This is a genomic window from Sphingomonas sp. F9_3S_D5_B_2 (assembly GCF_054263715.1).
Genome location: NZ_JBSZFB010000001.1, coordinates 358719 through 382695 on the forward strand (window position 1 = coordinate 358719; position 23977 = coordinate 382695).

At 65.8% G+C, this 23977-nt stretch carries 27 protein-coding genes; 14 read left to right on the plus strand and 13 right to left on the minus strand.

Annotated elements, in window-relative coordinates:
- Positions 1–123 precede the first annotated feature (123 nt).
- Complete coding sequence (locus ACUXST_RS01725) at positions 124–831, plus strand: NAD-dependent deacylase (RefSeq protein ID WP_458388226.1); 708 nt, start codon at positions 124–126, stop codon at positions 829–831.
- Here the strand turns inward: ACUXST_RS01725 and era are convergent.
- From era to lepB, 3 genes are read right to left on the minus strand one after another with little or no spacing between them, the layout of a single operon-like run.
- Positions 828–1730: a GTPase Era gene (gene era, locus ACUXST_RS01730; protein ID WP_458388227.1), complete on the minus strand. Its 903-nt coding sequence runs from the start codon at positions 1728–1730 to the stop codon at positions 828–830. The genes ACUXST_RS01725 and era overlap by 4 nt on opposite strands.
- Positions 1727–2392 carry a ribonuclease III gene (rnc, locus tag ACUXST_RS01735; protein ID WP_458388228.1) on the minus strand — a complete coding sequence of 222 codons (666 nt, stop codon included), beginning with the start codon at positions 2390–2392 and terminating at the stop codon, positions 1727–1729. Before rnc ends, era begins: the two co-directional genes overlap by 4 nt.
- Positions 2389–3252, minus strand: a complete 864-nt coding sequence (gene lepB / locus ACUXST_RS01740; protein WP_458388229.1) for a signal peptidase I — start codon at positions 3250–3252, stop codon at positions 2389–2391. The genes rnc and lepB overlap by 4 nt, the downstream gene beginning before the upstream one ends.
- A 78-nt stretch (positions 3253–3330) precedes the next feature.
- Here lepB and pgi point away from each other — a divergent pair, with 78 nt between their 5' ends.
- Genes pgi through ACUXST_RS01760 form a run of 4 tightly spaced genes read left to right on the plus strand, consistent with a single transcriptional unit; the run spans position 3331 to position 8947 of the window.
- Positions 3331–4812 (plus strand): glucose-6-phosphate isomerase, encoded by a 1482-nt coding sequence (gene pgi / locus ACUXST_RS01745; protein ID WP_458388230.1) that lies wholly within the window; start codon positions 3331–3333, stop codon positions 4810–4812.
- Positions 4812–6152 carry a glutathione-disulfide reductase gene (gene gorA / locus ACUXST_RS01750; protein ID WP_458388231.1) on the plus strand — a complete coding sequence of 447 codons (1341 nt, stop codon included), beginning with the start codon at positions 4812–4814 and terminating at the stop codon, positions 6150–6152. Before pgi ends, gorA begins: the two co-directional genes overlap by 1 nt.
- A 33-nt stretch (positions 6153–6185) precedes the next feature.
- On the plus strand, positions 6186–7757 hold the full coding sequence (locus tag ACUXST_RS01755) for a phytoene desaturase family protein (RefSeq protein WP_458388232.1): 1572 nt from the start codon (positions 6186–6188) through the stop codon (positions 7755–7757).
- Positions 7754–8947, plus strand: a complete 1194-nt coding sequence (locus ACUXST_RS01760; protein ID WP_458388233.1) for a CaiB/BaiF CoA transferase family protein — start codon at positions 7754–7756, stop codon at positions 8945–8947. Before ACUXST_RS01755 ends, ACUXST_RS01760 begins: the two co-directional genes overlap by 4 nt.
- Here ACUXST_RS01760 and ACUXST_RS01765 read toward each other — a convergent pair.
- Entirely contained in the window at positions 8930–9703 is a 774-nt protein-coding gene (locus ACUXST_RS01765) for a hypothetical protein (protein WP_458388234.1), read from the minus strand. The two genes, ACUXST_RS01760 and ACUXST_RS01765, sit on opposite strands and share 18 nt — an antisense overlap.
- Positions 9700–10911, minus strand: coding sequence for a toxic anion resistance protein (locus ACUXST_RS01770; RefSeq protein WP_458388235.1), 1212 nt, complete (start codon positions 10909–10911; stop codon positions 9700–9702). The genes ACUXST_RS01765 and ACUXST_RS01770 overlap by 4 nt, the downstream gene beginning before the upstream one ends.
- Before the next feature lie 212 nt (positions 10912–11123).
- Here ACUXST_RS01770 and ACUXST_RS01775 point away from each other — a divergent pair, with 212 nt between their 5' ends.
- From ACUXST_RS01775 to ACUXST_RS01785, 3 genes are read left to right on the plus strand one after another with little or no spacing between them, the layout of a single operon-like run.
- Positions 11124–12500: a pilus assembly protein TadG-related protein gene (locus ACUXST_RS01775; RefSeq protein WP_458388236.1), complete on the plus strand. Its 1377-nt coding sequence runs from the start codon at positions 11124–11126 to the stop codon at positions 12498–12500.
- Positions 12501–12504: 4 nt separating this feature from the next.
- Complete coding sequence (locus tag ACUXST_RS01780) at positions 12505–13035, plus strand: TadE/TadG family type IV pilus assembly protein (RefSeq protein ID WP_458388237.1); 531 nt, start codon at positions 12505–12507, stop codon at positions 13033–13035.
- 2 nt (positions 13036–13037) lie between these two features.
- Entirely contained in the window at positions 13038–13436 is a 399-nt protein-coding gene (locus tag ACUXST_RS01785) for a TadE family protein (protein ID WP_458388238.1), read from the plus strand.
- 10 nt (positions 13437–13446) lie between these two features.
- Here ACUXST_RS01785 and ACUXST_RS01790 read toward each other — a convergent pair whose 3' ends face one another.
- Positions 13447–14205: an enoyl-CoA hydratase gene (locus ACUXST_RS01790; protein ID WP_458388239.1), complete on the minus strand. Its 759-nt coding sequence runs from the start codon at positions 14203–14205 to the stop codon at positions 13447–13449.
- An 81-nt stretch (positions 14206–14286) separates the two neighbouring features.
- Here ACUXST_RS01790 and fsa point away from each other — a divergent pair, with 81 nt between their 5' ends.
- The 3 genes from fsa (at position 14287) to ACUXST_RS01805 (ending at position 16486) form a co-directional block, all read left to right on the plus strand.
- Entirely contained in the window at positions 14287–14940 is a 654-nt protein-coding gene (fsa, locus tag ACUXST_RS01795) for a fructose-6-phosphate aldolase (RefSeq protein ID WP_458388240.1), read from the plus strand.
- Positions 14941–15005: 65 nt separating this feature from the next.
- Positions 15006–15578, plus strand: coding sequence for a DUF484 family protein (locus ACUXST_RS01800; protein ID WP_458388241.1), 573 nt, complete (start codon positions 15006–15008; stop codon positions 15576–15578).
- Positions 15551–16486: a tyrosine-type recombinase/integrase gene (locus ACUXST_RS01805; RefSeq protein WP_458388242.1), complete on the plus strand. Its 936-nt coding sequence runs from the start codon at positions 15551–15553 to the stop codon at positions 16484–16486. Before ACUXST_RS01800 ends, ACUXST_RS01805 begins: the two co-directional genes overlap by 28 nt.
- 124 nt (positions 16487–16610) lie before the next feature.
- Here ACUXST_RS01805 and gshB read toward each other — a convergent pair whose 3' ends face one another.
- Genes gshB through rsmI form a run of 3 tightly spaced genes read right to left on the minus strand, consistent with a single transcriptional unit; the run spans position 16611 to position 18797 of the window.
- Positions 16611–17585 carry a glutathione synthase gene (gene gshB / locus ACUXST_RS01810; RefSeq protein ID WP_458388989.1) on the minus strand — a complete coding sequence of 325 codons (975 nt, stop codon included), beginning with the start codon at positions 17583–17585 and terminating at the stop codon, positions 16611–16613.
- 31 nt (positions 17586–17616) lie between these two features.
- Positions 17617–17967: a YraN family protein gene (locus ACUXST_RS01815; RefSeq protein WP_458388243.1), complete on the minus strand. Its 351-nt coding sequence runs from the start codon at positions 17965–17967 to the stop codon at positions 17617–17619.
- Positions 17964–18797, minus strand: coding sequence for a 16S rRNA (cytidine(1402)-2'-O)-methyltransferase (gene rsmI / locus ACUXST_RS01820; RefSeq protein ID WP_458388244.1), 834 nt, complete (start codon positions 18795–18797; stop codon positions 17964–17966). The genes ACUXST_RS01815 and rsmI overlap by 4 nt, the downstream gene beginning before the upstream one ends.
- A gap of 84 nt (positions 18798–18881) precedes the next feature.
- Here rsmI and ACUXST_RS01825 point away from each other — a divergent pair, with 84 nt between their 5' ends.
- Positions 18882–19268: a hypothetical protein gene (locus ACUXST_RS01825; RefSeq protein WP_458388245.1), complete on the plus strand. Its 387-nt coding sequence runs from the start codon at positions 18882–18884 to the stop codon at positions 19266–19268.
- Here the strand turns inward: ACUXST_RS01825 and hemW are convergent.
- Genes hemW through rph form a run of 3 tightly spaced genes read right to left on the minus strand, consistent with a single transcriptional unit; the run spans position 19189 to position 21862 of the window.
- Positions 19189–20499: a radical SAM family heme chaperone HemW gene (gene hemW, locus ACUXST_RS01830; protein WP_458388246.1), complete on the minus strand. Its 1311-nt coding sequence runs from the start codon at positions 20497–20499 to the stop codon at positions 19189–19191. The two genes, ACUXST_RS01825 and hemW, sit on opposite strands and share 80 nt — an antisense overlap.
- A 41-nt stretch (positions 20500–20540) precedes the next feature.
- Complete coding sequence (gene rdgB, locus ACUXST_RS01835; protein WP_458388247.1) at positions 20541–21149, minus strand: RdgB/HAM1 family non-canonical purine NTP pyrophosphatase; 609 nt, start codon at positions 21147–21149, stop codon at positions 20541–20543.
- Complete coding sequence (rph, locus tag ACUXST_RS01840) at positions 21146–21862, minus strand: ribonuclease PH (RefSeq protein WP_458388248.1); 717 nt, start codon at positions 21860–21862, stop codon at positions 21146–21148. Before rph ends, rdgB begins: the two co-directional genes overlap by 4 nt.
- A 68-nt stretch (positions 21863–21930) precedes the next feature.
- Between rph and hrcA the strand changes: the two genes are divergently transcribed.
- Together hrcA and grpE are read left to right on the plus strand one after the other, a co-directional pair.
- Positions 21931–22965: a heat-inducible transcriptional repressor HrcA gene (gene hrcA / locus ACUXST_RS01845; protein WP_458388249.1), complete on the plus strand. Its 1035-nt coding sequence runs from the start codon at positions 21931–21933 to the stop codon at positions 22963–22965.
- Entirely contained in the window at positions 22962–23513 is a 552-nt protein-coding gene (gene grpE / locus ACUXST_RS01850; RefSeq protein WP_458388250.1) for a nucleotide exchange factor GrpE, read from the plus strand. The genes hrcA and grpE overlap by 4 nt, the downstream gene beginning before the upstream one ends.
- On the opposite strand, the gene ACUXST_RS01855 is transcribed toward grpE, so the two are convergent.
- Complete coding sequence (locus tag ACUXST_RS01855; RefSeq protein ID WP_458388251.1) at positions 23510–23962, minus strand: vgr related protein; 453 nt, start codon at positions 23960–23962, stop codon at positions 23510–23512. The two genes, grpE and ACUXST_RS01855, sit on opposite strands and share 4 nt — an antisense overlap.
- Positions 23963–23977 lie beyond the last annotated feature (15 nt).

Genomic DNA, 23977 nt, shown 5'->3' on the forward strand with positions numbered 1-23977 from the left:
AACCTGCTTTCCCTTTTGACGGGAACACACTCGTTTGCGTCGCTCCCAGTCGAGGGATGAAGCGCTTCATCTCCGGGCGCGAAATGTCGCAGGGACGGTCAGCATCAGTCGTCAATCACGACCGTGGCTGACATTCGCAACATCGTGGTCCTGACCGGTGCCGGCGTTTCCGCCGAGAGCGGGCTGGCGACGTTCCGCGCGGCGGACGGGCTTTGGGAAGGGCACCGGGTGGAGGACGTCGCAACGCCGGGCGCGTACCGGCACGACCCGGCGCTGGTGCACGAATTCTACGACGCACGGCGCGCGAAGCTGGACAGCGTTCAACCCAATGCCGCTCACCAGGCCCTTGCCCGCCTCGACGCCTCGTGGCCGGGCGACCTGCTGCTGGTGACGCAGAACGTCGACGACCTGCACGAGCGTGCCGGGTCCAAGCGGCTGATCCACATGCATGGGGAGCTGAAAAAGGGCTGGTGCCTGGCCTGCGATCAACGCTTCGGCTGGGAAGGACCGATGGGCCAGGGGGCACGCTGTCCCGAGTGCGAGCGAGTCGGGGAAGTCCGGCCCGACATCGTCTGGTTCGGCGAGATGCCGTACGAGATGGAGCGGATCGAGGAGGCGCTGCAGCGCTGCGACCTCTTCGTGTCGATCGGCACGTCGGGCGCTGTCTATCCGGCGGCCGGTTTCGTGCAGACGGCGCGTTATCGCGGCGCGGCGACGCTGGAGATCAATCTCCAGCCGAGCCTCGGCAGCTACATGTTCGACGAAAGCCGGACAGGGCGGGCCGGGGAGCTGGTCCCGCAGTGGGTCGATGAGCTGCTGAGCGCAGGCTAGTCTGCCCAGTCGAGGCCGATCTCGCGGTAGAGGCCGCGGTCCTCGTCCCAGCGCGGATTGACCTTCACGTGCAGGTAGAGATGCACCGGCCGGCCGAGGTGCTCGGCGATCTCCGCGCGGGCGCCGGCGCCGATCCGCTTGAGGCGCTGCCCGCCCTTGCCGATGACGATCGCCTTCTGGCTGTCGCGCTCGACCAGGATCTGCTGGCGGATCTCCGTCGAGCCGTCAGCGCGGTCGTCCCAGGTCTCGGTCTCGACGGCTGTGGCATACGGCAGCTCCTGGTGAAGCTGGTTGACGATCTGCTCGCGTGTCAGTTCGGCGGCGATCATCCGGTCGGTGGCGTCCGAAACCTCGTCCTCGGGGTAGAGCCACGGTCCTTCCGGCACGGCGGCGGCGAGGGCGTCGCGGACGTCGTCGACTCCATCGCCCTGCGCGGCACTGATCATGAAGACCTGGTCAGGGTTCAGCCGCTCTGTAAGCGCGGCCGAGAGACCGAGGAGTTCGCCTTTGTTGACTAGGTCGATCTTGTTGAGGGCGATGAACAACGGGTGCTCGCGCGCCTCCAGCGCGGCAACGATCCGCTCCACGTCCGCCTTCACGCCGGCGGCGGAGTCGATGACGAGCAGGATGAGGTCGGCGTCTTCCGCCCCGGTCCAGGCGGCAGCCACCATTGCCCGATCGAGGCGGCGCCTGGGCTGGAAGATGCCCGGCGTGTCGACGAGCAGCACCTGCGCCTGATCATGGATTGCGATGCCCATCAGGCGCGAGCGGGTGGTCTGCGCCTTTGGGCTCACGATCGCGACCTTCTGGCCGACGAGCGCGTTGACCAGCGTCGACTTGCCCGCGTTCGGGGCGCCGATCACGGCGACGAAGCCGGCGCGGGTTGGGGTCTCCGTCATTGCAATTGGCTCAACAGCGCAGCGGCCGCGGCGGTTTCCGCCTCCTGCTTGCTGGATCCATCGGCAGTGGCTTCGCCGACGCCCCCGATGCTGACTCGCACCTCGAACCGCGGCGCATGGTGAGCGCCGGTTCGGGCAATCACTTCATAGTCGGGATTCTTGCAGCCGCGCGCGGCCGCCAGCTCCTGAAGCGCTGACTTGGGGTGCTTCGGTGCGCGCACCTGGCCGTCGAGATACGGTTGCCAAACCTGGATGACGAAGCGGCTCGCTGCATCGAACCCGGCTTCCAGGTACAGCGCCCCGATCACCGCCTCGACAACGTCGCCGATGACATTGTCGCTCTGGTTGGCACCGTCTTCGCGGGCTTGCTTGCCCAGACGGATCAGCGGCGGGATGCCGAGTCCGCGGCCGACCTCTGCGCATGTCTCCCCGGCAACGAGATCGTTGAAGCGCCGCGACAGCTTGCCCTCCGGCTCCTTCGGGTAACGTTTGAACAACGCCGCCGCGATGGTCAGGCCGAGCACGCGATCACCGAGGAACTCCAGCCGCTCATAGCTGTCCGGACCGACGCTCCCGTGCGTGAAGGCACGATCGAACAGCTCTGGATGCTTCGTCGCATGGCCGAGACGATCAGCAACGAACTGCGATACTTCGCCGCTCATTGTGGCTCACCGGTATAGCCGTTGCCGATGCGATCGCTTCGCAGCGCGGTGAACCAGGTCCACGGCTTTACGTAGGATGCGCTGCCGTCCGTCGACCAGAATGTGACCTCGGCGCGGCCGATCAGCTCTTCGACGGGAAGCATGCCGACGCCGCCCTCCGCCGTCGGGAAACGGCTGTCGAGGCTGTCGTCGCGATTGTCGCCCATCACGAACAGGTGTCCGGCGGGGACTCGGACCGGAGCGAACTGGTCCCCGGGGCTTGCCGCCACCTGGTCGAGGACGGTGTAGCTGGGGCCGCTTGGCAGCGTCTCGAGGAACGCCGGGTACAGGCAATGGGGACGGCCCTCCTTCGTGGCGATGGCCGGTTGAGCCGGCGGGATGACGCGGCAGGGGCTGTTGGGGCCGATCGGCATGGCGAGCGGCCTGATCGGGCGGCGAACGACGGCGCGGCCGTTCAGGACCAGCTTGCCGTCCCTGACCTCAACAACATCGCCCGGCAGTCCGATGACGCGCTTTACGAGATCCGCATTCTCGTCGGGCAGGTGGAAGACCACGACGTCACCCCGCGCCGGCAGGTGGCCGAGGACTCGTCCGGAAAAGGAGGGGACGCTCCACGGGAAGCTGTAGCGCGAATAACCGTAGGGCCATTTGGCGACGGCGATGTAGTCGCCGATGTATAGCGCCGGGAGCATCGAATCCGACGGAATCGAAAACGGCTGCATGACGAGGCTACGCATTGCCCACGCCACGAGTGCGAGGGTCAGCAGGAAGCGCGCCAGGCTGCCCGGAGTCTCCTTCTTCTCGGCTGTCGGCGGGGCAGGGGCGTCGGTTGATGGCTGCCGGTTGGGAGGAGATTGCATCGCCGCGCTTGTTTCCGTCCGTTGCGGCAAGGTCAAGCAGGGTGGCAATTGGCTCTGCCGTCATTATGTGGCGAGGCGATGCCAGCGCCTTCCACGAACGACGTTCCCCGCCTCAATGAGCTGTTCGCTCGCGAACCCGACCGGCTCAGCCGGTTCAGTCACGAGCTCGGGGGGATTTATTTCGACTGGTCCAAGACGCACCTCGACGAGACCCGCGTCGCCGAATTCGTGCAGCGAGCCGAGCGAATGGGGTTTGTGGGCGCGCGCCACGCGCTGTTCGCGGGTGAAATCGTCAACCCGAGCGAGGGACGTCCCGCCACCCACGTTGCCGAGCGCGGGAGCGGCGCTCCGGAGGATGTCGATCTCGCTGCCGCTCGCCACCAGCGCACGCGCGCGCTCGTCGATGCAGTCGAGGCGGGTGCATTCGGCGATGTCACCGGCGTCCTGCACATCGGCATCGGCGGTTCAGTGCTTGGTCCGGCCTTACTCGTCGATGCGCTCGGCCGCCGCGCCGGGAAGCTGAGCGTTCGCTTTCTTTCCAATATCGACGGGCAGGCGTTCGACGATGCTGTAAGCGAGCTCGACGCCGCAACGACCCTGGTGGTGGTGGCCTCCAAGACGTTCACGACGGCCGAAACGCTGGCCAACATGGACGCAGCGCTCAACTGGCTGAGCAGTGCCGGCATCGCCGATCCGCACGGCCGGGTGATCGCTGTGACTGCAAGTCCCGAAGCTGCCGTGCAGGCGGGCATCGACGAAACGCGCGTGCTTCAGTTCGGAGAGGGCGTGGGCGGCCGCTACTCGCTCTGGAGTTCGGTCGGGGTTTCGGCGGCCCTCGCGCTCGGCTGGAATGGCTTCGAGGAACTTCTCGAAGGCGCGGCCGAGATGGACCGTCATTTCCGCTTCGCGGAGCCCGAGGTGAACATTCCACTGCTCGCCGCATTCGCCGACCGCTTCTACGTCGAGACGATAGGCTGTCAGACCCGGGCCGTGTTCGCCTACGACGAGCGGCTGCGGCTGCTGCCTTTCTACCTCCAGCAGCTCGAGATGGAGTCGAACGGCAAGTCGGTGACCACTGCCGGGGAGCCAGCCGAAGCTACGGCACCTGTCACCTGGGGCGGCGTCGGAACCGATGCTCAGCACGCGGTCTTCCAGTTGCTTCACCAGGGTACGATCGTCATCCCGGTCGAGTTCGTCGCCGTTTCCGAGAGCGATGACTCGCTCGACCCCGAGCACCATCGCCAGCTGCTTCTGAACGCTTTCGCGCAAGCCTCGGCGCTGATGAGCGGCCGCACCAGCGACGATCCGCAGCGGAATTACCCCGGCAACCGGCCGAGCACGACGATTCTGCTCGACCGGCTGGACGCGCGCTCGCTCGGCGCACTAATCGCCTTCTACGAGCATCGGACGTTCGCCAATGCCGTGCTGATGGGCATCAACCCGTTCGACCAGTTCGGAGTCGAGCTTGGCAAGCAGATCGCCCGCAAGCTGTCCGATGCTGCCGACGAGGCGGAGCTGGACCCGTCGACCCGAGCGCTGATCGAGCGGGCAGGGGTCTGATGGCCGACTTCGACCTGTTCGTAATCGGCGCTGGCTCGGGCGGAGTCCGCGCTGCTCGCGTCGCCGCGGCGTACGGCGCGCGCGTCGGCATCGCCGAGGAGCACAAGGTGGGCGGCACCTGCGTCATCCGCGGCTGCGTGCCGAAGAAGCTGCTCGTCTACGGCGCGCACTTTGCCGAAGATCTCGATGATGCCGCGATGTTCGGCTGGGATATCCCCGAGAAGCGGTTCGACTGGGCCGTTCTCCGCGACAACGTCCTTTCCGAGGTCGACCGGCTGGAGACCGCGTATACCGAGACGCTCGGCAACCATAAGGTCACCATCTTCCACGAGCGCGCGGAGCTGACCGGCCCCACTTCGATCCGGCTCGCAAGCGGCAAGGAAATCACCGCCGAGAAAATCCTGATCGCGACCGGCGCCCGCCCGCAGATGCCCGAGATCGAGGGCATCGAGCACGCGATCAGCTCGAACGAAGTTTTCCACCTGGAGAAGCTGCCCAAGCGGATCGTGATCGCCGGCGGCGGCTACATCGCGAACGAGTTCGCCGGTGTCTTCAACGAGTTCGGAAGCCAGGTGACGCTGGTCAACCGCACCGACGTGATCCTGCGCCATTATGACCAGCAGATCGTCGACCGGCTGATCCAGATCTCGCTGCGCAAGGGCCTCGACTTCAAGTTCAACGCCAGCATCGACCGTATCGAGCGGAGCGAGTCCGGTTCGCTCAAGGTCACGATGACCGGTTGCGACGATTTCGAAGCCGACGAGGTGCTTTTTGCGATCGGTCGGCGCCCCAACATCGAAGGTCTCGGCCTCGAGCGTGCCGGAGTGGAGCTTGGCGACAAGGGGCAGGTCAAGGTCGATGCGGACAGTCGCAGCTCCGTGCCGTCGATCTTCGCGGTGGGCGACGTGACCGACCGCGTGCAGCTGACCCCGGTGGCGATCCGCGAGGGCCATGCCTTCGCGGACACCTTCTTCGGGAATAAGCCGACCCGGGTGGACTATGGCTGCATCCCGTCGGCGGTGTTCAGCCACCCGCCGCTCGCCTCGGTCGGAATGACCGAGGGCGAGGCGCGCCACAAGCTCGGCCCGGTGAAGATCTACACGTCGGATTTCCGGGCGATGAAGAACGTTCTCGCCGGCCGCAACGAGCGCTCCCTCTACAAGCTGGTCGTCGATGGCGAGACGGACGAGATCGTCGGCCTGCACATGATCGGCCCCGATGCGCCGGAGATCCTGCAGGCGGCGGCCATTGCGGTGAAAGCCAAGCTCAAGAAGGCAGACTTCGACGCGACCATTGCGCTCCACCCGACCATGGCCGAAGAGCTAGTGCTGATGCGCTAGGGACCGGAAGCGGGGGGAAGTTTGCACGACGCAGTGATCATCGGGGCGGGCCACAACGGGCTCACCTGTGCCTATTACCTGGCCAAGAAGGGCCTCAAGGTCGCGGTTCTGGAGGCGCAGGACGTCGTCGGCGGCGCTGCCGTGACCGACGAGTTCCTGCCGGGCTTCCGCAACTCTGCCGCCAGCTATACGGTCAGCCTGCTGCAGCCGAAGGTCATCCGCGAAATGGACCTCGAGCGGCATGGGCTGAAAGTCGTCCTCCGCAAGACCGACAACTTCCTGCCCGGCAACGGCGATTACCTGCTGTCCGGACGAGGTGGCCTGACTCGCAAGGAGATCGGCCGGCACGTGAAGGCCGATGCCGAGGGTTACGACCGCTACATCGCGGAGCTTGAGGCCGTCGTGCCGCTCATCAAGAAGTGGCTGCTGCGGGCACCGCCCGAGGTTGGCGCCGGATTTGGCGGCCTGCCGAAGCTGCTGACGCTCGGCCGCGACATGGTCGGGCTGTCGACCGACGAGATTCGCATCGTTCATGACTTCGCCACTCGCAGCGCGTCCGAGATCCTCGACCGCCACTTCCAGGGCGATCTGACGAAGGCACTGTTCGGCTTCGACGGGGTGGTCGGCAACTTCGCCTCTCCGCAAGCTCCAGGCACCGCCTACGTCCTGCTCCACCACTTGTTCGGTGAAGCTGCCGGAGTCCCCGGCGCCTGGGGGCATGCGATCGGCGGGATGGGGGCGATCACCCAGGCGATGGCCCGCGCCTGCCGCGAAGCCGGCGTCGACATCCTGCTCAACACTCCTGCCGAGGAGGTAATCGTCGACAAGGGCCGCGCGGCCGGCGTGGTCGCCGGCGGCAAGGCGTGGCGATCGAAATTGGTAATCGCCGGCGTCAATCCGCGACTACTGTTCGATCGGCTGATCCCGTCGGGCGCGGTCAGCGCCGACGTCGGCAGCCGAATGCACGCGTGGAAATGCGAGAGCGCGACGTTCCGCATGAACGTTGCTCTGTCCGAGCTGCCGAAGTTCACGGTGCTTCCGAAAAAGGGCAATCACCTCACCGCCGGCATCATCATGGCGCCAAGCCTCGACTACATGCACCGCGCCTGGCTCGATGCCGAGATGAACGGCTGGGCGAAGCAGCCGATCGTCGAGATGCTGATCCCGTCGACGCTGGACCCAAGCTTGGCGCCCAAGGGCAAGCACGTCGCCAGCCTGTTCTGCCAGCACTTCCGCTACGATCTTGGCCCCGGCCGAAGCTGGGACAAGGAGCGCGAGCAGGCCGCCGATGCCATCATCGCGCTGGTCGACAGCCACGCGCCCGGCTTTGCCGCGTCCGTGCTTGGACGCCAGATCCATTCGCCGCTCGACTTGGAGCGCCGCTTTGGTCTGATCGGCGGCGACATCTTCCACGGCAAGATGGGCCTCGATCAGCTGTTCAGCGCACGGCCGATGATCGGGGCAGCAGACTACCGGATGCCTCTGAAAGGTCTGTACCTGTGCGGATCGGGCAGCCACCCGGGCGGCGGCGTGACCGGAGCGCCCGGCCACAATGCGGCGCGGGCAGTGCTTGCCGACCGTCGCGTCTGGAAGCGCGCTGCGTGAAGCCGCTCGAGGGCATCCGGGTCCTCGACCTCAGCCGAGTCCTTGCCGGCCCGTGGTGCACGCAATTGCTCGCGGATCTCGGCGCCGAGGTCATCAAGATCGAGCGGCCGGGCAGCGGGGATGACACCCGGCACTGGGGGCCGCCGTGGCATGGCGAAGGCGAGCGCCGGGTTGCGGCTTACTTTCTGAGCGCGAATCGTGGGAAGAAATCCGCGGCAATCGATTTCGGAACCGAAGAAGGCGCCGCACTGGTCCGAAGGCTGGCTGCCGATGCCGACGTACTGGTCGAAAACTTCAAGGTCGGCGGCCTTGAGAAGTTCGGCCTCGACGCCGTTTCGCTCCGCGCCGCCAACCCGCGGCTGATCTACGCTTCAATCACTGGCTTCGGACAGGACGGCCCCTACGCCGACCGCGCCGGTTACGATTATATCGTCCAGGGAATGGGCGGGCTGATGAGCATCACCGGCTTGCCCGACGGCGAACCCGGCGGCGGGCCGATGCGGGTCGGCGTCGCGGTGGTCGATCTGTTCACGGGCCTCTACACCTGCGTCTCGATCCTCTCTGCGCTTTACCGGCGCGAGAAGACCGGCGAGGGCGCCCACATCGACATGGCGCTGTTCGACACGCAGCTGGCGATGCTTGCCAACCAGGCGTCGAACGCGCTGATCTCCGGCAACGACCCGCCGCGGCAGGGCGTCACGCACCCGAATATCGTGCCCTATCAACCCTTCCAGGCGGCCGATCAGCCGATCATCATCGCGGTCGGCAACGATCGCCAGTTCGCGCGCCTCGCGGAGCTGTGCGGGCATGGAGAGTGGGCCACCGACGAGCGCTTCGCCAACAATGGCGCGCGGGTCGCGAACCGCGCCGAGATCGTGCGCCTCGTCGCCGAGTGCATCCGCGACAAGCCCGCCGCTGAATGGCAGGCGGAGCTTGAGGCTGCAGGCATTCCATCGGGACCAATCAACAGCGTCACCCAGGCACTGTCGGACGTTCAGGCGCAGCACCGCGCGATGGTGCGGACGATTGCCGGTACGCCTCTGGTCGGATCACCCGTGCGGCTGGACGGCGCGCGGGCAGATTCGGAGCTTCCTCCGCCGATGCTGGGCGAGCACACTCGGGACATCGTGGGGGAACAGCTCAGCGACGAGGAGTTCGCGCGGCTCCGGCAGTCAGGCGTGGTCGCCTGAGTCCTCGATGAGCGGCCGCTCTGGTGGGGCGGCGACCGCGGGAGCATCCTGGCCGTAGCGCGACTGGATGAAGCGGCCCTGCGTCTCGAGTGCCGCGAGATCGTCCCGGGCCAGCTTCTCCGCGATTTCGTCGAGCGCAGTTCGGCTTGCAGCAAGCGCTTCCACCAGCCGCTCATCGGCGCTCTTTCCCTCGCCGTCACGCTCGGTCCGGTACGCCGCCGGCACGTGCGAATAGCGCTCGATTAGTCCGGGCAAGTGGATGGACATCAGTCGCCGCGCGTCCTGGGCGTTGGGATCAAGCGTATCGACGCGCTCCAGCGTCTGTTTCAACGAGGGCAGGACGGCGCTAAGTGCATCCACCTCGGCCTGGGCTGGTGGCGGCAGCGCCGCCCTGGTGCGGTAAAGGTAGGAATCAAACCGCTGCACCATCGGTCCGTTCGGCAGGTCCGCGGGAGGAGCTGCAGCCGTGCGCTCGGGCGACGGCATGAACGCGAGCAATGCGGCAATCCCGATCGCCAAGCCGACCGCAGCCAGAAAGCCGAACATGCCGATGGGCATGATCAGCCCGACGATGATGGTCAGCAGGCTGACGACGCCGATCGCCACGCCGACACGGGCAACGCGGCGCTTGAGGTCGGAGTTCAGCCGCTGCCGCTCGCGGCTGGCCGCATCGCGCACGGGTCCCTTGCGGACGTCGAGCCGCTGGAACACGTCGTTCGCGTGGGCAATGACCTTGTCGGCTCTTTCGGTCGTCATTTTGCTTCGATGGGCGTGAGCGGCGACACTCCGCCCGCAATGCGGCCCTTCTCCACCCCTTCAGCGCGGGCGATATAGCCCTTCGACTTCTCGACCTCGCTCGAAAGGGTGTTGACGGTCTGCTTCATGTTGCCGAGCGCCTCGAGCTTGAAGCGGTCGATCTGGTCCATCGTGTCGTAAATGTTCTGGAAGGCGCGCTGCAGCGTCTCGAGCGGGATCGTCGACGAGGCAGCCTGCTCGTGGATCGCCGCCGTCTGCGTGCGAAGCATCTCGCCGGTCGCATCGATCATGTTCGACGTGGTCGTATTGAGTGCCGTCACCTGCTCCAGGACCAGCTTCTGGTTGGTCATGGCCTGGGCGACCGTGACGGCCGTGCGCAGCGCGGCGACGGTGGTTGTCGAGGCGCGATCCACGCCCTTCACGAGCTCGACATTGTTCTTCTTGACGAGATCGAGCGCCAGATAGCCCTGGACCGTCACCGCCATCTGAGTGAGCAGGTCGGTGGTCCGCTGGCGGGTGTAGAACAGCGCCGTCTCGCGGATCGCCTTGGCCTTGGCCGGCTCTGTCGCGTCGAGCTCGTTCGCTTTGTCCTCGAGCGTCTGGTCCAGCTTCTTGGAGATGTGGATCATCTGCTCGAGCTTGTGCATCGTCTTCCACAAGTTCGCCCGCTCGGTGTCGATCGCCGCATTGTCCATCAGCAGCTCGTCCTTGCCGTTGGCGAGGCTGCTGAGGACCTTCGAGATGTGGGTCTGCGAGCTGCGGTACTTGTCGAAATAGCGGTCGACCCGGTTCCCGAACGGAATGATGCCGAGGAGCTTCTTCGTCTTGGTCGCTTCCTTGGGATCGAGGGCCTCGACCGTGCGGCGGAGTTCGGTGAGATCGGCGCCAATGCCGCTGTCCTTGTCGATGGCCTTCACCGGACGGTCGAGGAAGCGGTTCGAGGCGCCGGCGGCCTCGGCGATCTCCTTGCGGCCCATCGACGTCAGCTGGTCGACTTTCTTGCCGAACTCCGGGCTGTTGGAATCGAGCCTCGCCAGCTCGTCCACGAACTGCGCCACGCGCTTGTCGAGCTCGGTGGTCTCCTCGGTCTTGAGCGGCACCAGTCCAGCTGCCTCGGCAGCTGGAAGGGGCTGCAGGGCGTCCGGCGGGTCGAGCTTCAGCTTCGTCGCAGTCGCCGTCGTCGTTTCAGCTGCCGGTTCGGTCGCCATGGTCAGATCCTTTCATCCCCTTGTGCGGCCCGGCCGTGGGCCGGTCAACGCCGCGAGAGTTTGCACTGTATTATAGTAGTAGGACACGCTGAGACAAGGAATCCTGTCCCCGGAAGATGGTGAACGCGCATTAACCATGCCCCTGAACGCTTCACTTACCGTGGCGAGGCTAAAGGTTCGCCCAAAGCAATACGTCTCACCGTGAGGATCGCATGTTTAGTCTCACTCGGCTGATCAACCAGGGCAGGCTAGGTAATCTCCTGCAAATGGTTCGCCAGGCGATGGCTGGCGCTCCGCGCCTGCGCAGCGACACCGCCGGCAATGTGCTGGTGATTTTCGGGGTCGCGATGCCGCTCATGTTCGCAGGCCTCGGCCTGGCTGTCGAAGGAGCCAATTGGTACCAGACCAAGCGCGCCCTCCAGAACGCCGCCGACGAAGCTGTCGTTGCTGCCGCGACGAACAACGCTGACAATTACCAGAACGAAGCACGGGCGGTCGCAGCGAAATACGGGTTCACCAACGGCGTAGGCAACGTGACGGTCACTGCAGCGAAAAATGTAACCTGCCCGACCGGAGCAGCGACCTGCTACAGCGTGACGATCACGCGCAAGGTGCCACTCCTGTTCACGCCGATTGCAGGCTTCGCCGGCAACACGAACATCTCGGGCCGTGCCGCCGAGCTAATCTCGGCGAGAGCAGTCGCCAGCTTCCAGACGAGCCCGCGCAGTTATTGCATGCTCGCGCTTGCCAGTTCGGCGCCGAACTCGAGCGCGGTGGAGTTCACTACCAACGGGGCGCCGAAAGCCGACCTGCACGGCTGCAACGTCATGTCGAATGCCAGCATGAAGTGCAACGGCAGCGACCTCAACGCAGGGTTCGGCGATGCCGTCGGCACCAGCATCGGTTGCGGCAAGAGCCAGACACCGAATTCCCCGCCCGTGACGGACCCCTACGCATCTCTCGCCTCGAATATCCCTGGCAACTCGTGCACGAGCTACTCGCACGAGCCCAGCAAGAAGAACGACCCGGCATTGCCTGCGGCCAATCAGATCACGGGCACACTTGCACTGGGCACGAAAACTTACTGCGGCGACGTCCAGCTGACGGGGAACGTCACCCTCACGGGCACCAACGTGATTGTGATCCGTAACGGCAAGCTCGATACAAACGGCTTCAGCATCACGACGGCTACCAATGCTGCTGCCACCATCATTTTCTCCGGCACGAACGACGGCTCCACCATTGGGCCGGCCGGCGGCGGCTCGATCAATATCTCATCGCCCACGTCCGGCACCTGGTCGGGGGTCGCCCTCTACACCGACCCGACGCTGACCACCGGCGTGACGCTTAGCGCCGCGGGCAACACGCCAAGCTGGAATATCTCCGGCCTCGCTTATTTCCCGCACTCGTCGGTCACGTTCAGCGGCGCCGTCGGCAAGTCGACGAGCGGCAAGACCTGCTTCGTGATCGTGGTCGACAACATCACGATCAACGGCACCGGCAGCATCATCAATCAGAGCGAGTGTGCTCAACAGGGCCTGACCATGCCGAGCAACCCGATTGCCGTTCGCGGCCGGTTGGTGGCCTGATCCCATGATCAAGCGCGCTAGGAACCTGCTCCGCGACAGCTCAGGGCTCGCAACGCTCGAGTTCGCAATCGCATCAACGACGCTGATGGTTGGGCTGCTCAACGGGCTCGAAGTCGCCCGCTGGTCCTATCAGAAGATGGAATTGGCAAACGCGGTTCACTCGGCTGCCCAGGCAGCGTGGAACGCATGCGACACCAAGCACCTGCCGGCGACTACGAAATGCACCGGCCTGTCTGCGGCAGTGACAAACGCGCTTGCCGCGACATCCCTGGGATCGGGTGTCACCGCGACGACCGGCTATCCGACCGAAGCCTATTATTGCGTGAACTCATCCGGCGTTCTCACGAGCGTCGGCCCGGTCTCAGCGGCGAAGCCCGCAGACTGTTCTGGCGTGAGTGATACGGCGCACGTGCCCGGCGATTACGTCGTCATCTCGGCAAGTTACACTTACTCGCCACTCTTCGGGAGCAATCTGACGGCAGGCGGGTTCCTGCCGGCCACCTTGACGAAGACGGGTTACATCCGGCTGCAATGACCATGATTTCACCTATCAGACGTCTCGCAGCCAACGAGAGCGGAGCCACGGCGATCGAGTTCTCGATTCTGGCCACCGCGTTCTTCGCGCTGCTCTTCGGCGGCATCTCCGCGTCATTCGTCGGCTACACTTCGTCGAGCCTTCACGGGGCGGTTGAGTCCGCTGCTCGCTGCCGCGCTTTGGCCGTCACCTGCACCGACGCAACCACGACGCAGACCTACGCCGCCAGGAAGTTCCGCGGCATCACGCGCACTGCGGCGACCTTCACGTCCACGACCCAGGCATGCGGCAACAACGTGACCGGCAGTCTGAACTACAGAGTCGACTGGATCGTCGCGTCGAGAACCTTCAGGTTGCGGGCGCGATCCTGTTTCCCAACCCAGGCAGCATCAGCCCCCTGATCTGGGGGAATTAGCCGCCGGTCTTCCGCTCGAAGAAGGCAGTGAGGGCGGCCTTCACGTCAGCAGAACCCAGCCGCTCCGCGAACAGTTCGCTTTCGAACTTCATGCGCTGAAGCACTTCGTCTTTGGTCCCATGACGAAGCAGACGCTGCGTCTGCCGGACCGCTTCGGAAGGCTTCGCGAGCAGCGCTTTCACAATTTTGTCCAAGCTGGAGTACAGCTCTTCAGCGGGCGTACGATGGCTGATCAGGCCGACCGCCTGCGCCTCTTCCACTCCGAACGGCTCGCACAGCAGAAGGTAGCGAGCTGCGAGACGGCGGCCGGCAAGCCGGGGCAAGAGCAGCGAGCTGGCGGCTTCGGGCACCAGGCCCAAGTCCACGAACGGCAGCGAGAAGCGCGCATTGTCGGCAGCGATCACCAGATCGCAGTGGAGGAGCATCGTTGTGCCGATTCCCACGCAATTGCCGTGCACCGCCGCAATCATCGGCGTCTCGCAGGCGACGAGCGCGCGCAGGAACCGCCAGACGGGGATGTCCACCGTCTCTCGCAGCCCCGCATCGAGGAAGTCTGCGAGGTCGTTGCCTGCAGCAAAATCGCGTCCTTCGCCTCGGAACGTGACCACGCAGATACTCGTGTCATCTCGCGCCTGCTCGAGAAGCTCGGCAAGCGCTGCATACATGCCCGTTGTGATGGCGTTCCGGCGTTCGGGCCGCGCGAGCGTGATGGCTAGAACTTCGCCGCTCCGTTCGACGCGGACATGCTCGCTCATCGGCTTCTCCAAACTGGATGACTGGCCCTGCACCAGCGGCTATGCCCTTCAAATTCACCAAAGTCCGGGCACAAGCAAACGATGAAGTTCTTCGCCGATACTGCCGAAATTTTCGAAATTCGCGAACTTGCCGCCAGCGGCCTGCTCGATGGCGTGACCACGAACCCGAGCCTGATCCACAAATCCGGCCGCGACTTCGTCGAGGTGGTGCGGGAGATTGCGGGCGTCGTCAGCGGGCCGGTTTCGGCCGAGGTTGTCGCGCTGGATTATGACGGGATGATGCGCGAGGCCGAAATCCTGCGGCGCATCGGCGACAATATTGCGATCAAGGTGCCGCTGACGCCCGACGGGCTGAAGACCTGCAAGGCGCTGACGCAGGACGGCACGATGGTCAACGTGACCTTGTGCTTCTCCGCGGCGCAGGCGCTGCTTGCGGCGAAAGCCGGCGCGACGTTTATCTCGCCTTTCGTCGGCCGCCATGACGACGTCGGTTTCGACGGCATGCAGCTGATTGCCGACATCCGCCTCATCTACGACAATTACGATATGGGCACCGAAATCCTGGTGGCCAGCGTTCGCCATCCTGTTCACGTTGTCGAGGCCGCCAAGATTGGGGCGGACGTGATGACCGCGCCGCCGAAGATCATCTGGCAGTTGTTCAAGCACCCGCTGACCGACAACGGCATCGCCGGATTCCTCAAGGACTGGCAGGCGACGGGTCAGACGATCGCCTGACCGTCTCCGCACAGGCACTCCCGTCGCCATAGGAAATTAACTGCTTTGGGCGTATCCTGCGCCACATGGCGACGGTGATCCCCTTCGAAGAACGAGCGGTCGCGCATCTCCGCGAGCGGCTTGGAGCGGCAGAAGAGGCGAACCAGGACCTCATCGCGTTTGCCCGCGGTCATTCGGGCGCGGTTTCCTCCATTCACTCGGCAGCCATTGCGGCGATGGAGGCGGAAGGCGTCGACGCACTGCTTCATGTCGTCACCCAGGAATGGCCGCTGATCCTCGGGATCGACGCGGTTGCAGTGGCGCTTGTCGTCGGCGACCGCGGTTTCCGCGCCGACGGCAACGGCGTTCGGCTGGTCGAACCGGCGCTGCTCCAACGATCCATCGCCAGCGTCCCCGGGGTCGACATGCGCAGCGTCGGGCGAGGCCATCCGATGTTCGGTCCGGCATGCGACCTGATCCGCGCAGAGGCGCTGGTCCGGATCGACGCGGAGCCGCCGTTTCCGACCGGCCTGCTGGCGCTCGGCCAGCGCGCGGAGCTTAGCCTCGACGCCCGTCACGGTTCCGAATTGCTGATGTTCCTAGGACGCACTCTTGGCACTATGATCCGCCGGTGCGTGACGGAACCGAGCCCCAACTAAGCGACGGCGCCTGCCGCGCACTTGCTGCGCGATGGGCCGGTTACCTCCAGCATGATCGCAGGCGATCCGCGCATACGGTGCGCGCCTACGTCGCAACGGCACATCGCTTCACCGAGTTCCTGGAACGTCACCGCGGCGGTCCGGTCGGCCCCCGTGACCTGACGGAGCTTGCCGCGCCTGACCTGCGCGCGTTCGTGGCTCAGCGGCGGCTCGAAGGTCTCGGCGCGGCGTCGGCGGCGCGTGAGTTGTCGGGCGTACGCGCATTCCTGAAATATGCGGCGGAGCAGTCGGGCGAAGCTCCGTCGCTGCCGCGCGTACGTGCGCCGCGGCGACCGCGCACGCTGCCGCGGCCCGCCGCTCCGGCGGAGGCCATGTCCCTTGCCGAAGATGCGGCGGAGGCCGCGAGCGAGCCCTGGATCGGCGCCCGTGATCTTGCCGTCCTGCTGCTGCTCTACGGCGCCGGACTGCGCGTCGCCGAGGCGCTGTCGCTGACCGGCCGCACGCTTCCGATCGGTGCGACGCTGCGGGTGACGGGCAAGCGGGCGAAGACGCGGATCGTGCCCATCGTTCCTGCCGTTCGCGACGCTATCGACGAGTACGTTCGGCAGTGCCCGTATCCGCTGACCGGCGACCTGCCGCTGTTCGTCGGCGCGCGTGGCGGGCCACTGAACCCGGACCTGGTGCGTCGCGCCGTCGCTGCTGCGCGGCGGCGGCTTGGCCTTCCCGACACGCTGACGCCACATGCACTTCGGCACAGTTTCGCGACCCATCTGCTGGCGCGAGGCGCGGACTTGCGAGCGCTTCAGGAACTGCTCGGTCACGCGAGCCTGTCGTCGACGCAGATCTATACGGCGGTCGATGCTGCGCGGCTGCTGGACGTGTATCGGCACGCGCATCCGCGAGCCTGAGAGGTCCGCCGCAGCGAGCCCACTTGGTGGGGTTAGCAGGCTCGCCGCGACATCAGATTGGTAGGCCTCCGTTCCTGAAGCAAAAGCTAAACAACCGTTCTGGAGCGACCTCTTCGAGCGAGTTTCAAGCCGTTGTGGATCGATCTCCCACACGGCGCGCAATCGCTTCCCAGATGAGAGCCGCCGTGTCGGTGCCGTTGAACTTGTCGATAGCGACGATGCCGGTCGGCGACGTGACGTTGATCTCGGTCAGCCAGCGGCCGCCAATCACGTCGATGCCGACGAACAGCAAACCACGACGCTTCAGCTCCGGTCCGAGAGTCGCGCAAATTTCCTGCTCGCGCGCGGTCAGTTCGGTCTTCGCGGCGGTGCCGCCGACGGCAAGGTTGGAGCGGATCTCGCCCTGGCCGGGAACGCGGTTGATCGCGCCAGCGACCTCCCCGTCGACCAGGACGATGCGCTTGTCGCCCCGGGAGATCTCCGGAATGAACTTCTGGATGACGTGCGGTTCGCGATACGTCGTGTTGAACAGCTCGACTAGTGAGGCGAGGTTGCGGCCGTCGCTGCCGATCCGGAACACCGAGCCGCCGGCAAAGCCGTGCAGCGGCTTGATGACGATTTCCCCGTGCTCGGCCAGGAACTTGCGGGCAACGCCGAGGGAGCGGGTCACCGCCGTCGGCGGCATGAACTCGGCGAAGTCAAGCACCCAGACTTTCTCGGGAGCGTTGCGGACCGATCCGGGGTCGTTGACGACCACGGTTTCGCCCTTGATCCGATCGAGGAGGTGCGTCGCGGTGATGTAGCCGAGGTCGAAGGGTGGATCCTGCCGCATCAGCACCACGTCGACGTCGCTTGCGAGGTCGAGCACGGTGAAATCGCCAAGACTGAAATGGTCGCCTTCGATGCGCTGGACGGTGACCGGGTGGGCTCCCGCGTAGACGCGGCCGTCCACATAAGTGAGCGCGTCGGGAAGGTAGTGGAAGAGCGTGTGCCCAAGCTCCTGAGCCTTGAGCATCAGGGCGAAGGTCGAATCTCCGGCGATGCCGATGCCCCGGAGCGGGTCCATCTGCACGGCGACGCGTAAGGGCGCTTGGGGCATCGCGCTCGGGTAGGAGAGGCTCACGCCTTTGTCACCCTTGCCAGATGTTGGTGAGGTGCTGAGGCCAGCGGAACGGCACGATGAGTATGGCGTCGATGCGGACGTCGTCGCCCGGACGCATGTAGCGCGGGGCGAGGCGCTCGGCCGCGACGACCACGCGCCGGAGGTGCCAGGGATCGATGGCCATCGCCGCTGCGTCCGCCGTTGCGCGAGCCTTTACCTCGACGAACGCGACGATCCTGCCGCGGCGCGCGACCACGTCGACTTCGCCGCCCCGCACTCGGGCGCGCCGGGCAAGGATGTGCCAGCCGTTGAGACGCAGGTACCAGCAGGCGATCGCCTCTGCGGCGCGGCCGCGCTGCTCCGCGACCTGGCGGTTCATTGCGACAGTTCCAGCGCTCGCGCGTAGACGCGTTTGCGAGGAAGCTTGAGCTGCTCGGCAACTTCTGCCGCGGCGCGGGAAGGCGAGAGGCGCGCGAGAGCGTCGATCAGCGCGTTGTCGAGATCGGCGTCACTTGCGGCAGCGGCCTGGCCCGGCGGACCGACGACGATCACGATCTCGCCGCGCGGCGCTGCTTCCGAATAGCGGTGGGCGAGTTCGGCAAGTGTGCCCGTTACGCATTCCTCGTGCAGCTTCGTGATTTCCCGAGTCACTGCGGCGTCCCTCTCGCCGAGGACTTCGGCAAGGGAGGCGAGCGCTGCGCCGAGCCGCGGGCCGCTTTCGTACAGCAGCAGGCTTGCGCGCACCTGCGCCACTTCGCGGATTGCGTCCGCACGGGCCTTTGCCTTGGCAGGCAGAAAGCCAAGGAAGAGGAAACGGTCAGTCGGCAATCCGGCGAGCGTTAGTGCCGCGACGGCTGCACAGGGGCCGGGAACAGTGTGGACGGCGTACCCTGCGGCGCGGGCCGCGCGAACGAGTTTGTAGCCTGGGTCGGATATCAGCGGCGTGCCCGCGTCGCTGACCAGCGCCACCGCCTTCTCACCGAGCGCAGCGACGACAGCGTCGCGGTCGCGTTCTGTCGCATGATCGTCGTAGCGGCGCATCGGCACCTTGGCGCCCACATGGGCGAGCAGTTTCGCGGTAACCCGCGTGTCCTCGACCAGGACCAGGTCGGCGTTGCGGAGAGTCTCGGCAGCACGCGTGGACAGGTCGCCGAGGTTGCCGATCGGCGTGGCGACGATGTGCAGCCCGGGCGCGAGGGGCTCAGCCACGGGATCGACCAGATAAGCGCTTCCAAATGCGACAAAAAGGAGTCATGTTACAGGCCTTGTCGTCAGTACCTGGGGAGAGGTGCGATGATTATTTTGTTGGGTGCTTCGGCGATCTATCTGACCGCGCTTCAAGCGGTGATCAATGCGCCTCGGGATGCGTTCAAGACCTGCCTGAAGGAGTCCGTCGCCAAGGCCGCGGCCCAGAAGGTCGATGGGGATGCGTACGAAGCGTTCGTTCGGAACGAATGCGGTGCCCAGCTGAACAGCTTCAAGAGCGCGGTCGTCGGCTTCGACATGAAGAACAAGATGTCGAAGAAGGACGCGGCGTCCGACGCCGACATGATGATCGCCGACTTTGTGACGGGCTCCACCGATCACTACAAGTATGTGCTCAAGAGCGAGCCGCTGCAGAAGAACAAGCCGGAAATGACTCAAGCGGCTGCTCCGGCGGACGCGCAGGTGAAGAAATAGGCTCCACTGCGGCGATCTCGCCGAGAATAGTATCAAGCAACAGCCGTCCCGCCGCCGTAAGCGCAATGCGCGTTCCCTGGCGCGTGAGGTGACCTGACCCGACCAGCCGGTCGACCCGGGCCCAATCGACGAGCGTCGCAAGTCCGAACCGGTTGGCGATAGCCGCCGGATCGATCCCTTCGCGAAGACGCAGCCCCATGACGAGCGCTTCATCGGCAGCCTCGATCGGGGTCAGCGGCGCCTCTTCGGCGATGCCGTTTCCGTTGCGGGCCAGCGCGGACAGGAAGTTCTCCGGCTTCCTGTGGCGGGCTGTGCGCATGCCGAGCCGCCGGCCATGCGCGCCGGGGCCAACGCCTGCGTAGTCGCCGTAGCGCCAGTAGGTGAGGTTGTGGCGGCTCTCGTCGCCTGGTCGGGCGTGATTGCTGATCTCGTAGGCGGGCATGCCTGCAGCCGCGGTTCGCTCTTCGGTGAGTTCGAACAGCGAGGCTGCAACGTCCGCGTCGAGCGGCTCGAGCTTCCCCGCCTGCTGGAGCGCGGAGAAGCGCGTGCCGGGCTCGATCGTGAGCTGATAGAGCGAGAGGTGTGTCGTGCCGAGCGACAGAGCGCGATCGAGCGTTGCCGACCAGCGCTCCTCGGTGTCGCCGGGAAGGGCATAGATCAGGTCGAAGCTGACCCGGGCGAAGTGTTGCTGCGCAGTCTCGAGAGCTCGCATTCCCTCATCGGCCGAGTGGGCGCGACCGAGAAAGGCCAAAGCGCCGTCCTCGAAGCTCTGCAGGCCGAGCGAGAGGCGATTCACCCCGGCGGCGGCAAGATCGGCGAAGCGGGCGGCCTCGACGGAATTGGGGTTGGCCTCCAGGGTAATCTCGATCTCGTCGGAAGCCGACCAGTGCCGCGATGCGGCGGTGAGGACGGCCTCGACCGTGGCCGGGTCCATTAGCGATGGGGTGCCGCCGCCGAAGAAGATGGAGGTCAGCCGACGCCCCGGGAGGAGCCGCGCTTCGTGCGCCAGGTCCGCTAGCAGGGCCTGTCGCCACGCATGCTGGTCGATCTGGACGCGGACGTGGCTGTTGAAGTCGCAATAAGGGCATTTGCTGACGCAAAACGGCCAGTGGACGTAGAGCGCCAGGGCATCTTGCGTGTCGCGAACGGCGCGAATGTTCCCAATGTTCGCACTGACGAGCGCTGCTGGCTGCTGAGTCGGCGCGGCGTGCGAAGGATTACCCGTTGCCATTGCTTGCGCCCTGTAACGCAGGACCCGTCCTGTAGGACAGCCTACGCCAGCGCCGCGAGGAACTTGCGGAATGCGTCGGCACGATGGCTGATGGCGTGCTTGGCGTCAGGGTCCATCTCGCCGAACGTTTGTTCGTGCCCGACCGGCTGGAACAGCGGGTCGTAGCCGAAACCCTTGTCGCCGCGCGGTGGCCATACGAGCGTGCCGTCGACGCGACCGTCGAACGTCTCGGCTTGGCCGTCGTTCGGCCAGGCGATTGCCAGCGAGCAGACGAAGTGTGCGGCAGCCGGCGCGTCCGGCTCGGTCGCTTCCGTTTCGCGCCAGACTCTTCCCATCGCACGCATCCAGTCGCGGTTGCCTTCCTCGTCCTCGGCCCACCGGGCGGAGAAAATGCCGGGCCGGCCGTGAAGCGCGTCGACGCAGAGCCCGCTGTCGTCCGCGAGTGCGGGCAGTGCGGAGAGGTCGGCGGCGGCGCGTGCCTTGAGGTCCGCGTTGTCGGCGAAGGTGACGCCGATCTCCTCCGGCTCGGGAAGGCCAAGCTCCTCGGCACTGACGCAGCTGATGCCGAGCGGCTCCACGAGCGCTGCAATCTCGCGCAGCTTGCCGGCGTTGTGCGTGGCGATGACCAGCCGGTCGCCGATCGGCCTCACCGGCCGGTCGCCTTCAGCTGGGCCTGGAAGATCTCGGTGCAGCCGATCCGCGCGAGTCGGAGCAGCCGGAGCAGCCCCTCCTCGTCGTAGCATTCGCCTTCCGCTGTCGCCTGCGCCTCGACGATCGAGCCGTCGGCCGTGAGCACGAAGTTGGCGTCGCAGCCCGCCTTGCTGTCCTCGAGATAATCGAGGTCGAGGACCGGCGTGCCGCTGTAGATGCCACAGCTGACCGCAGCGACCTGGGTACGGATCGGGTCCGTGGTCAGGCCCTTGCCGGCCAGCAGCTTGTCGAGAGCGATCCGAAGCGCGACCCAGCCGCCGGAGATGGACGCAGTGCGGGTGCCGCCGTCGGCCTGGATGACGTCGCAATCGACGATGATCTGGCGCTCGCCGAGCTTTGGCAGGTCGACGACAGCGCGCAAGGAGCGCCCGATGAGGCGCTGGATCTCCTGGGTGCGGCCGGACTGCTTACCCTTGGCGGCTTCGCGATTGCCGCGGGTGTGGGTCGCCCGGGGCAGCATGCCATATTCGGCGGTGACCCAGCCCTGGCCCTTGCCGCGAAGGAATGGCGGCACCTTCTCCTCGACCGAGGCGGTGCACAGCACGCGCGTGTCGCCGAAGCTGACGAGGCATGACCCTTCGGCGTGCTTGGTGAAGCCGGGCTCGAAGCGAAGTTCGCGCATCTGGTCTGGGGCGCGGCCGGAAGGGCGCATGGGGTCTCCTGATGATGGTGCGGGGCCGCTCCCTAGACCGGCTGACGTCGCAATCCTAGATGCAAGGCATGACCCAGCCCATTGGCGAACTGACGGACCGGATGCGGGACATCTTCGGCCTGGTGGTCGAAGCCTATCTCGAACGCGGGATCCCGGTGGGCTCGAAGGCGCTTGCGGGCAGCATCAGCCTGTCGCCGGCCTCGATCCGGGGCGTGATGCAGGAGCTTGAGGAGCGGGGGCTGCTGACTCACCCGCATACTTCGGCTGGACGCATTCCTACGGAATCGGGGCTGCGCCTGTTCGTCGACGGGATCATGCAGGCGTCTGCACCGGATCCTCGTGAGCGGGCGGAGATCGAACGGCAGATCGTCCGCGAGCAGCCGATCGAGGACGCACTCGCCGCCGCCTCGACCGCCCTGTCGGGGTTGTCGCAGGCCGCCGGTGTGGTCCTTGCGCCAAAGCAGGAGCTGCGGCTTCGTCAGTTGTCGTTCGTCCCATTGAGTCCGGACCGGGCCTTGGCGGTGCTGGTTGGTGCGGACGGGACCGTCGAGAACCGGATCGTCGCTCTGGACAGCATGACCTCGGCAGCAGCGCTGAGCGAAGTCAGCAATTTCGTGAATGCCCGGCTATCGGGACTGACGCTCGCCGAGGCAGAAGCGCGGCTGCGCGCCGAGATCCGCGAGCGGAAGGAGGCGATCGATGCGGCAGCAGGCGAGCTGGTCGCGACGGGCCTCGCGGCGTGGACCCAGGATCCGGCTCGCCGGCCGGTGCTGATCGTCCGGGGCCAGGCCAACCTCATCGACGACAACGCCGCCGAGGATCTCGAGCGGGTCCGCAAGCTGCTTGGGGAGCTCGAGGACACGCAGGAGATTGCTCGCGTGCTGGAGGGCGCGCGGGATGCTCCCGGGTGCCGGATTTTCATCGGATCCGAGAACCGGATGTTCGCGCTTTCCGGCTCATCGGTAATCGCGGCGCCCTATCGCGGGAGCCAGGGACAGGTGGTCGGCGTTGTCGGAGTGATCGGCCCCACACGGTTGAACTACGCCCGCGTGGTCCCCATGGTGGATTTCACAGCGAAAGCACTGACGAGATTGATGGCATGACCGAAGACGAAAAGCTGCACGAAGAAGCCGAGAACCTGCGCAAGGAAACGGCCGAGCAATCGCCTGAGCTGGAGGAGCATGACCAGCTCGCCGAGCTCCAGAACCAGCTGGCCGAAGCGAACAACAAGGCGCTCTATGCAGCGGCCGAAGTGCAGAACGTGCGCCGGCGGCTGGAGGCGGAGAAGCAGCAGGCGTCGGCCTATGCCGCGGCGAACTTCGCTCGCGACATGCTGGCGATCAAGGACCACCTCGACCGTGCGCTCGGCGCCGTCAACGAGGAGCTGCGCCGGGACAAGGTCGCAAGCCAGTTCCTCGCCGGAATCGAATCCACGGCCCGCGAGCTGGAGTCGGTATTCACCCGCAACGGCGTGACCCGCGTCAAGTCGATTGGCGAGAAGCTGGACCCGAATAAGCACCAGGCAATGATGGAAGTGCCGAGCGACAAGGCGGAGCCCGGCACCATCGTCGAGGAAATGCAGCCCGGCTACGTGCTCAAGGACCGGCTGCTGCGCCCTGCGCTTGTCGCGGTCGCCAAGTCCGGCAGCTAATCACAGCCGAACGGAAGCAGGGAGCGCGGGGGCGAGCAGCGCACGATCACCCCGTGGGATGCGAGAAACGCGTCCTTTACGATCTCCGCCTGTTGCTCGAGCCCGTACCGGTTGAAGGGGTGGCCGGGTTTCAGTTCATAGCGATATAGGCAGAACGGGTGGCGCATCAGCGGCAGGTAGAACCGGCCTTTGGTCTGCGCCTGCCAGACGTGGGTGAGCTCGTGCATGAAATAGGCCTGCTGGCCGAGCGGCTCACTGGCGAAATCGGGCGACCAGCCGCCGCCGTTCGGGTGGAAATGGATGTTGCCGGTGGGCGCCATGGCGGAGCGCGGTGGCTGCAGGGGCCACCACTTGCCGCGGAACAGGCGCACCTTCGAATAATCGATCGCGTCGCCGAAGATTGGCTTGGCAAGGGCGATTTCTCCGGGGGTGAGCGGCCGCACATCCATGGCCGGGCACTATCG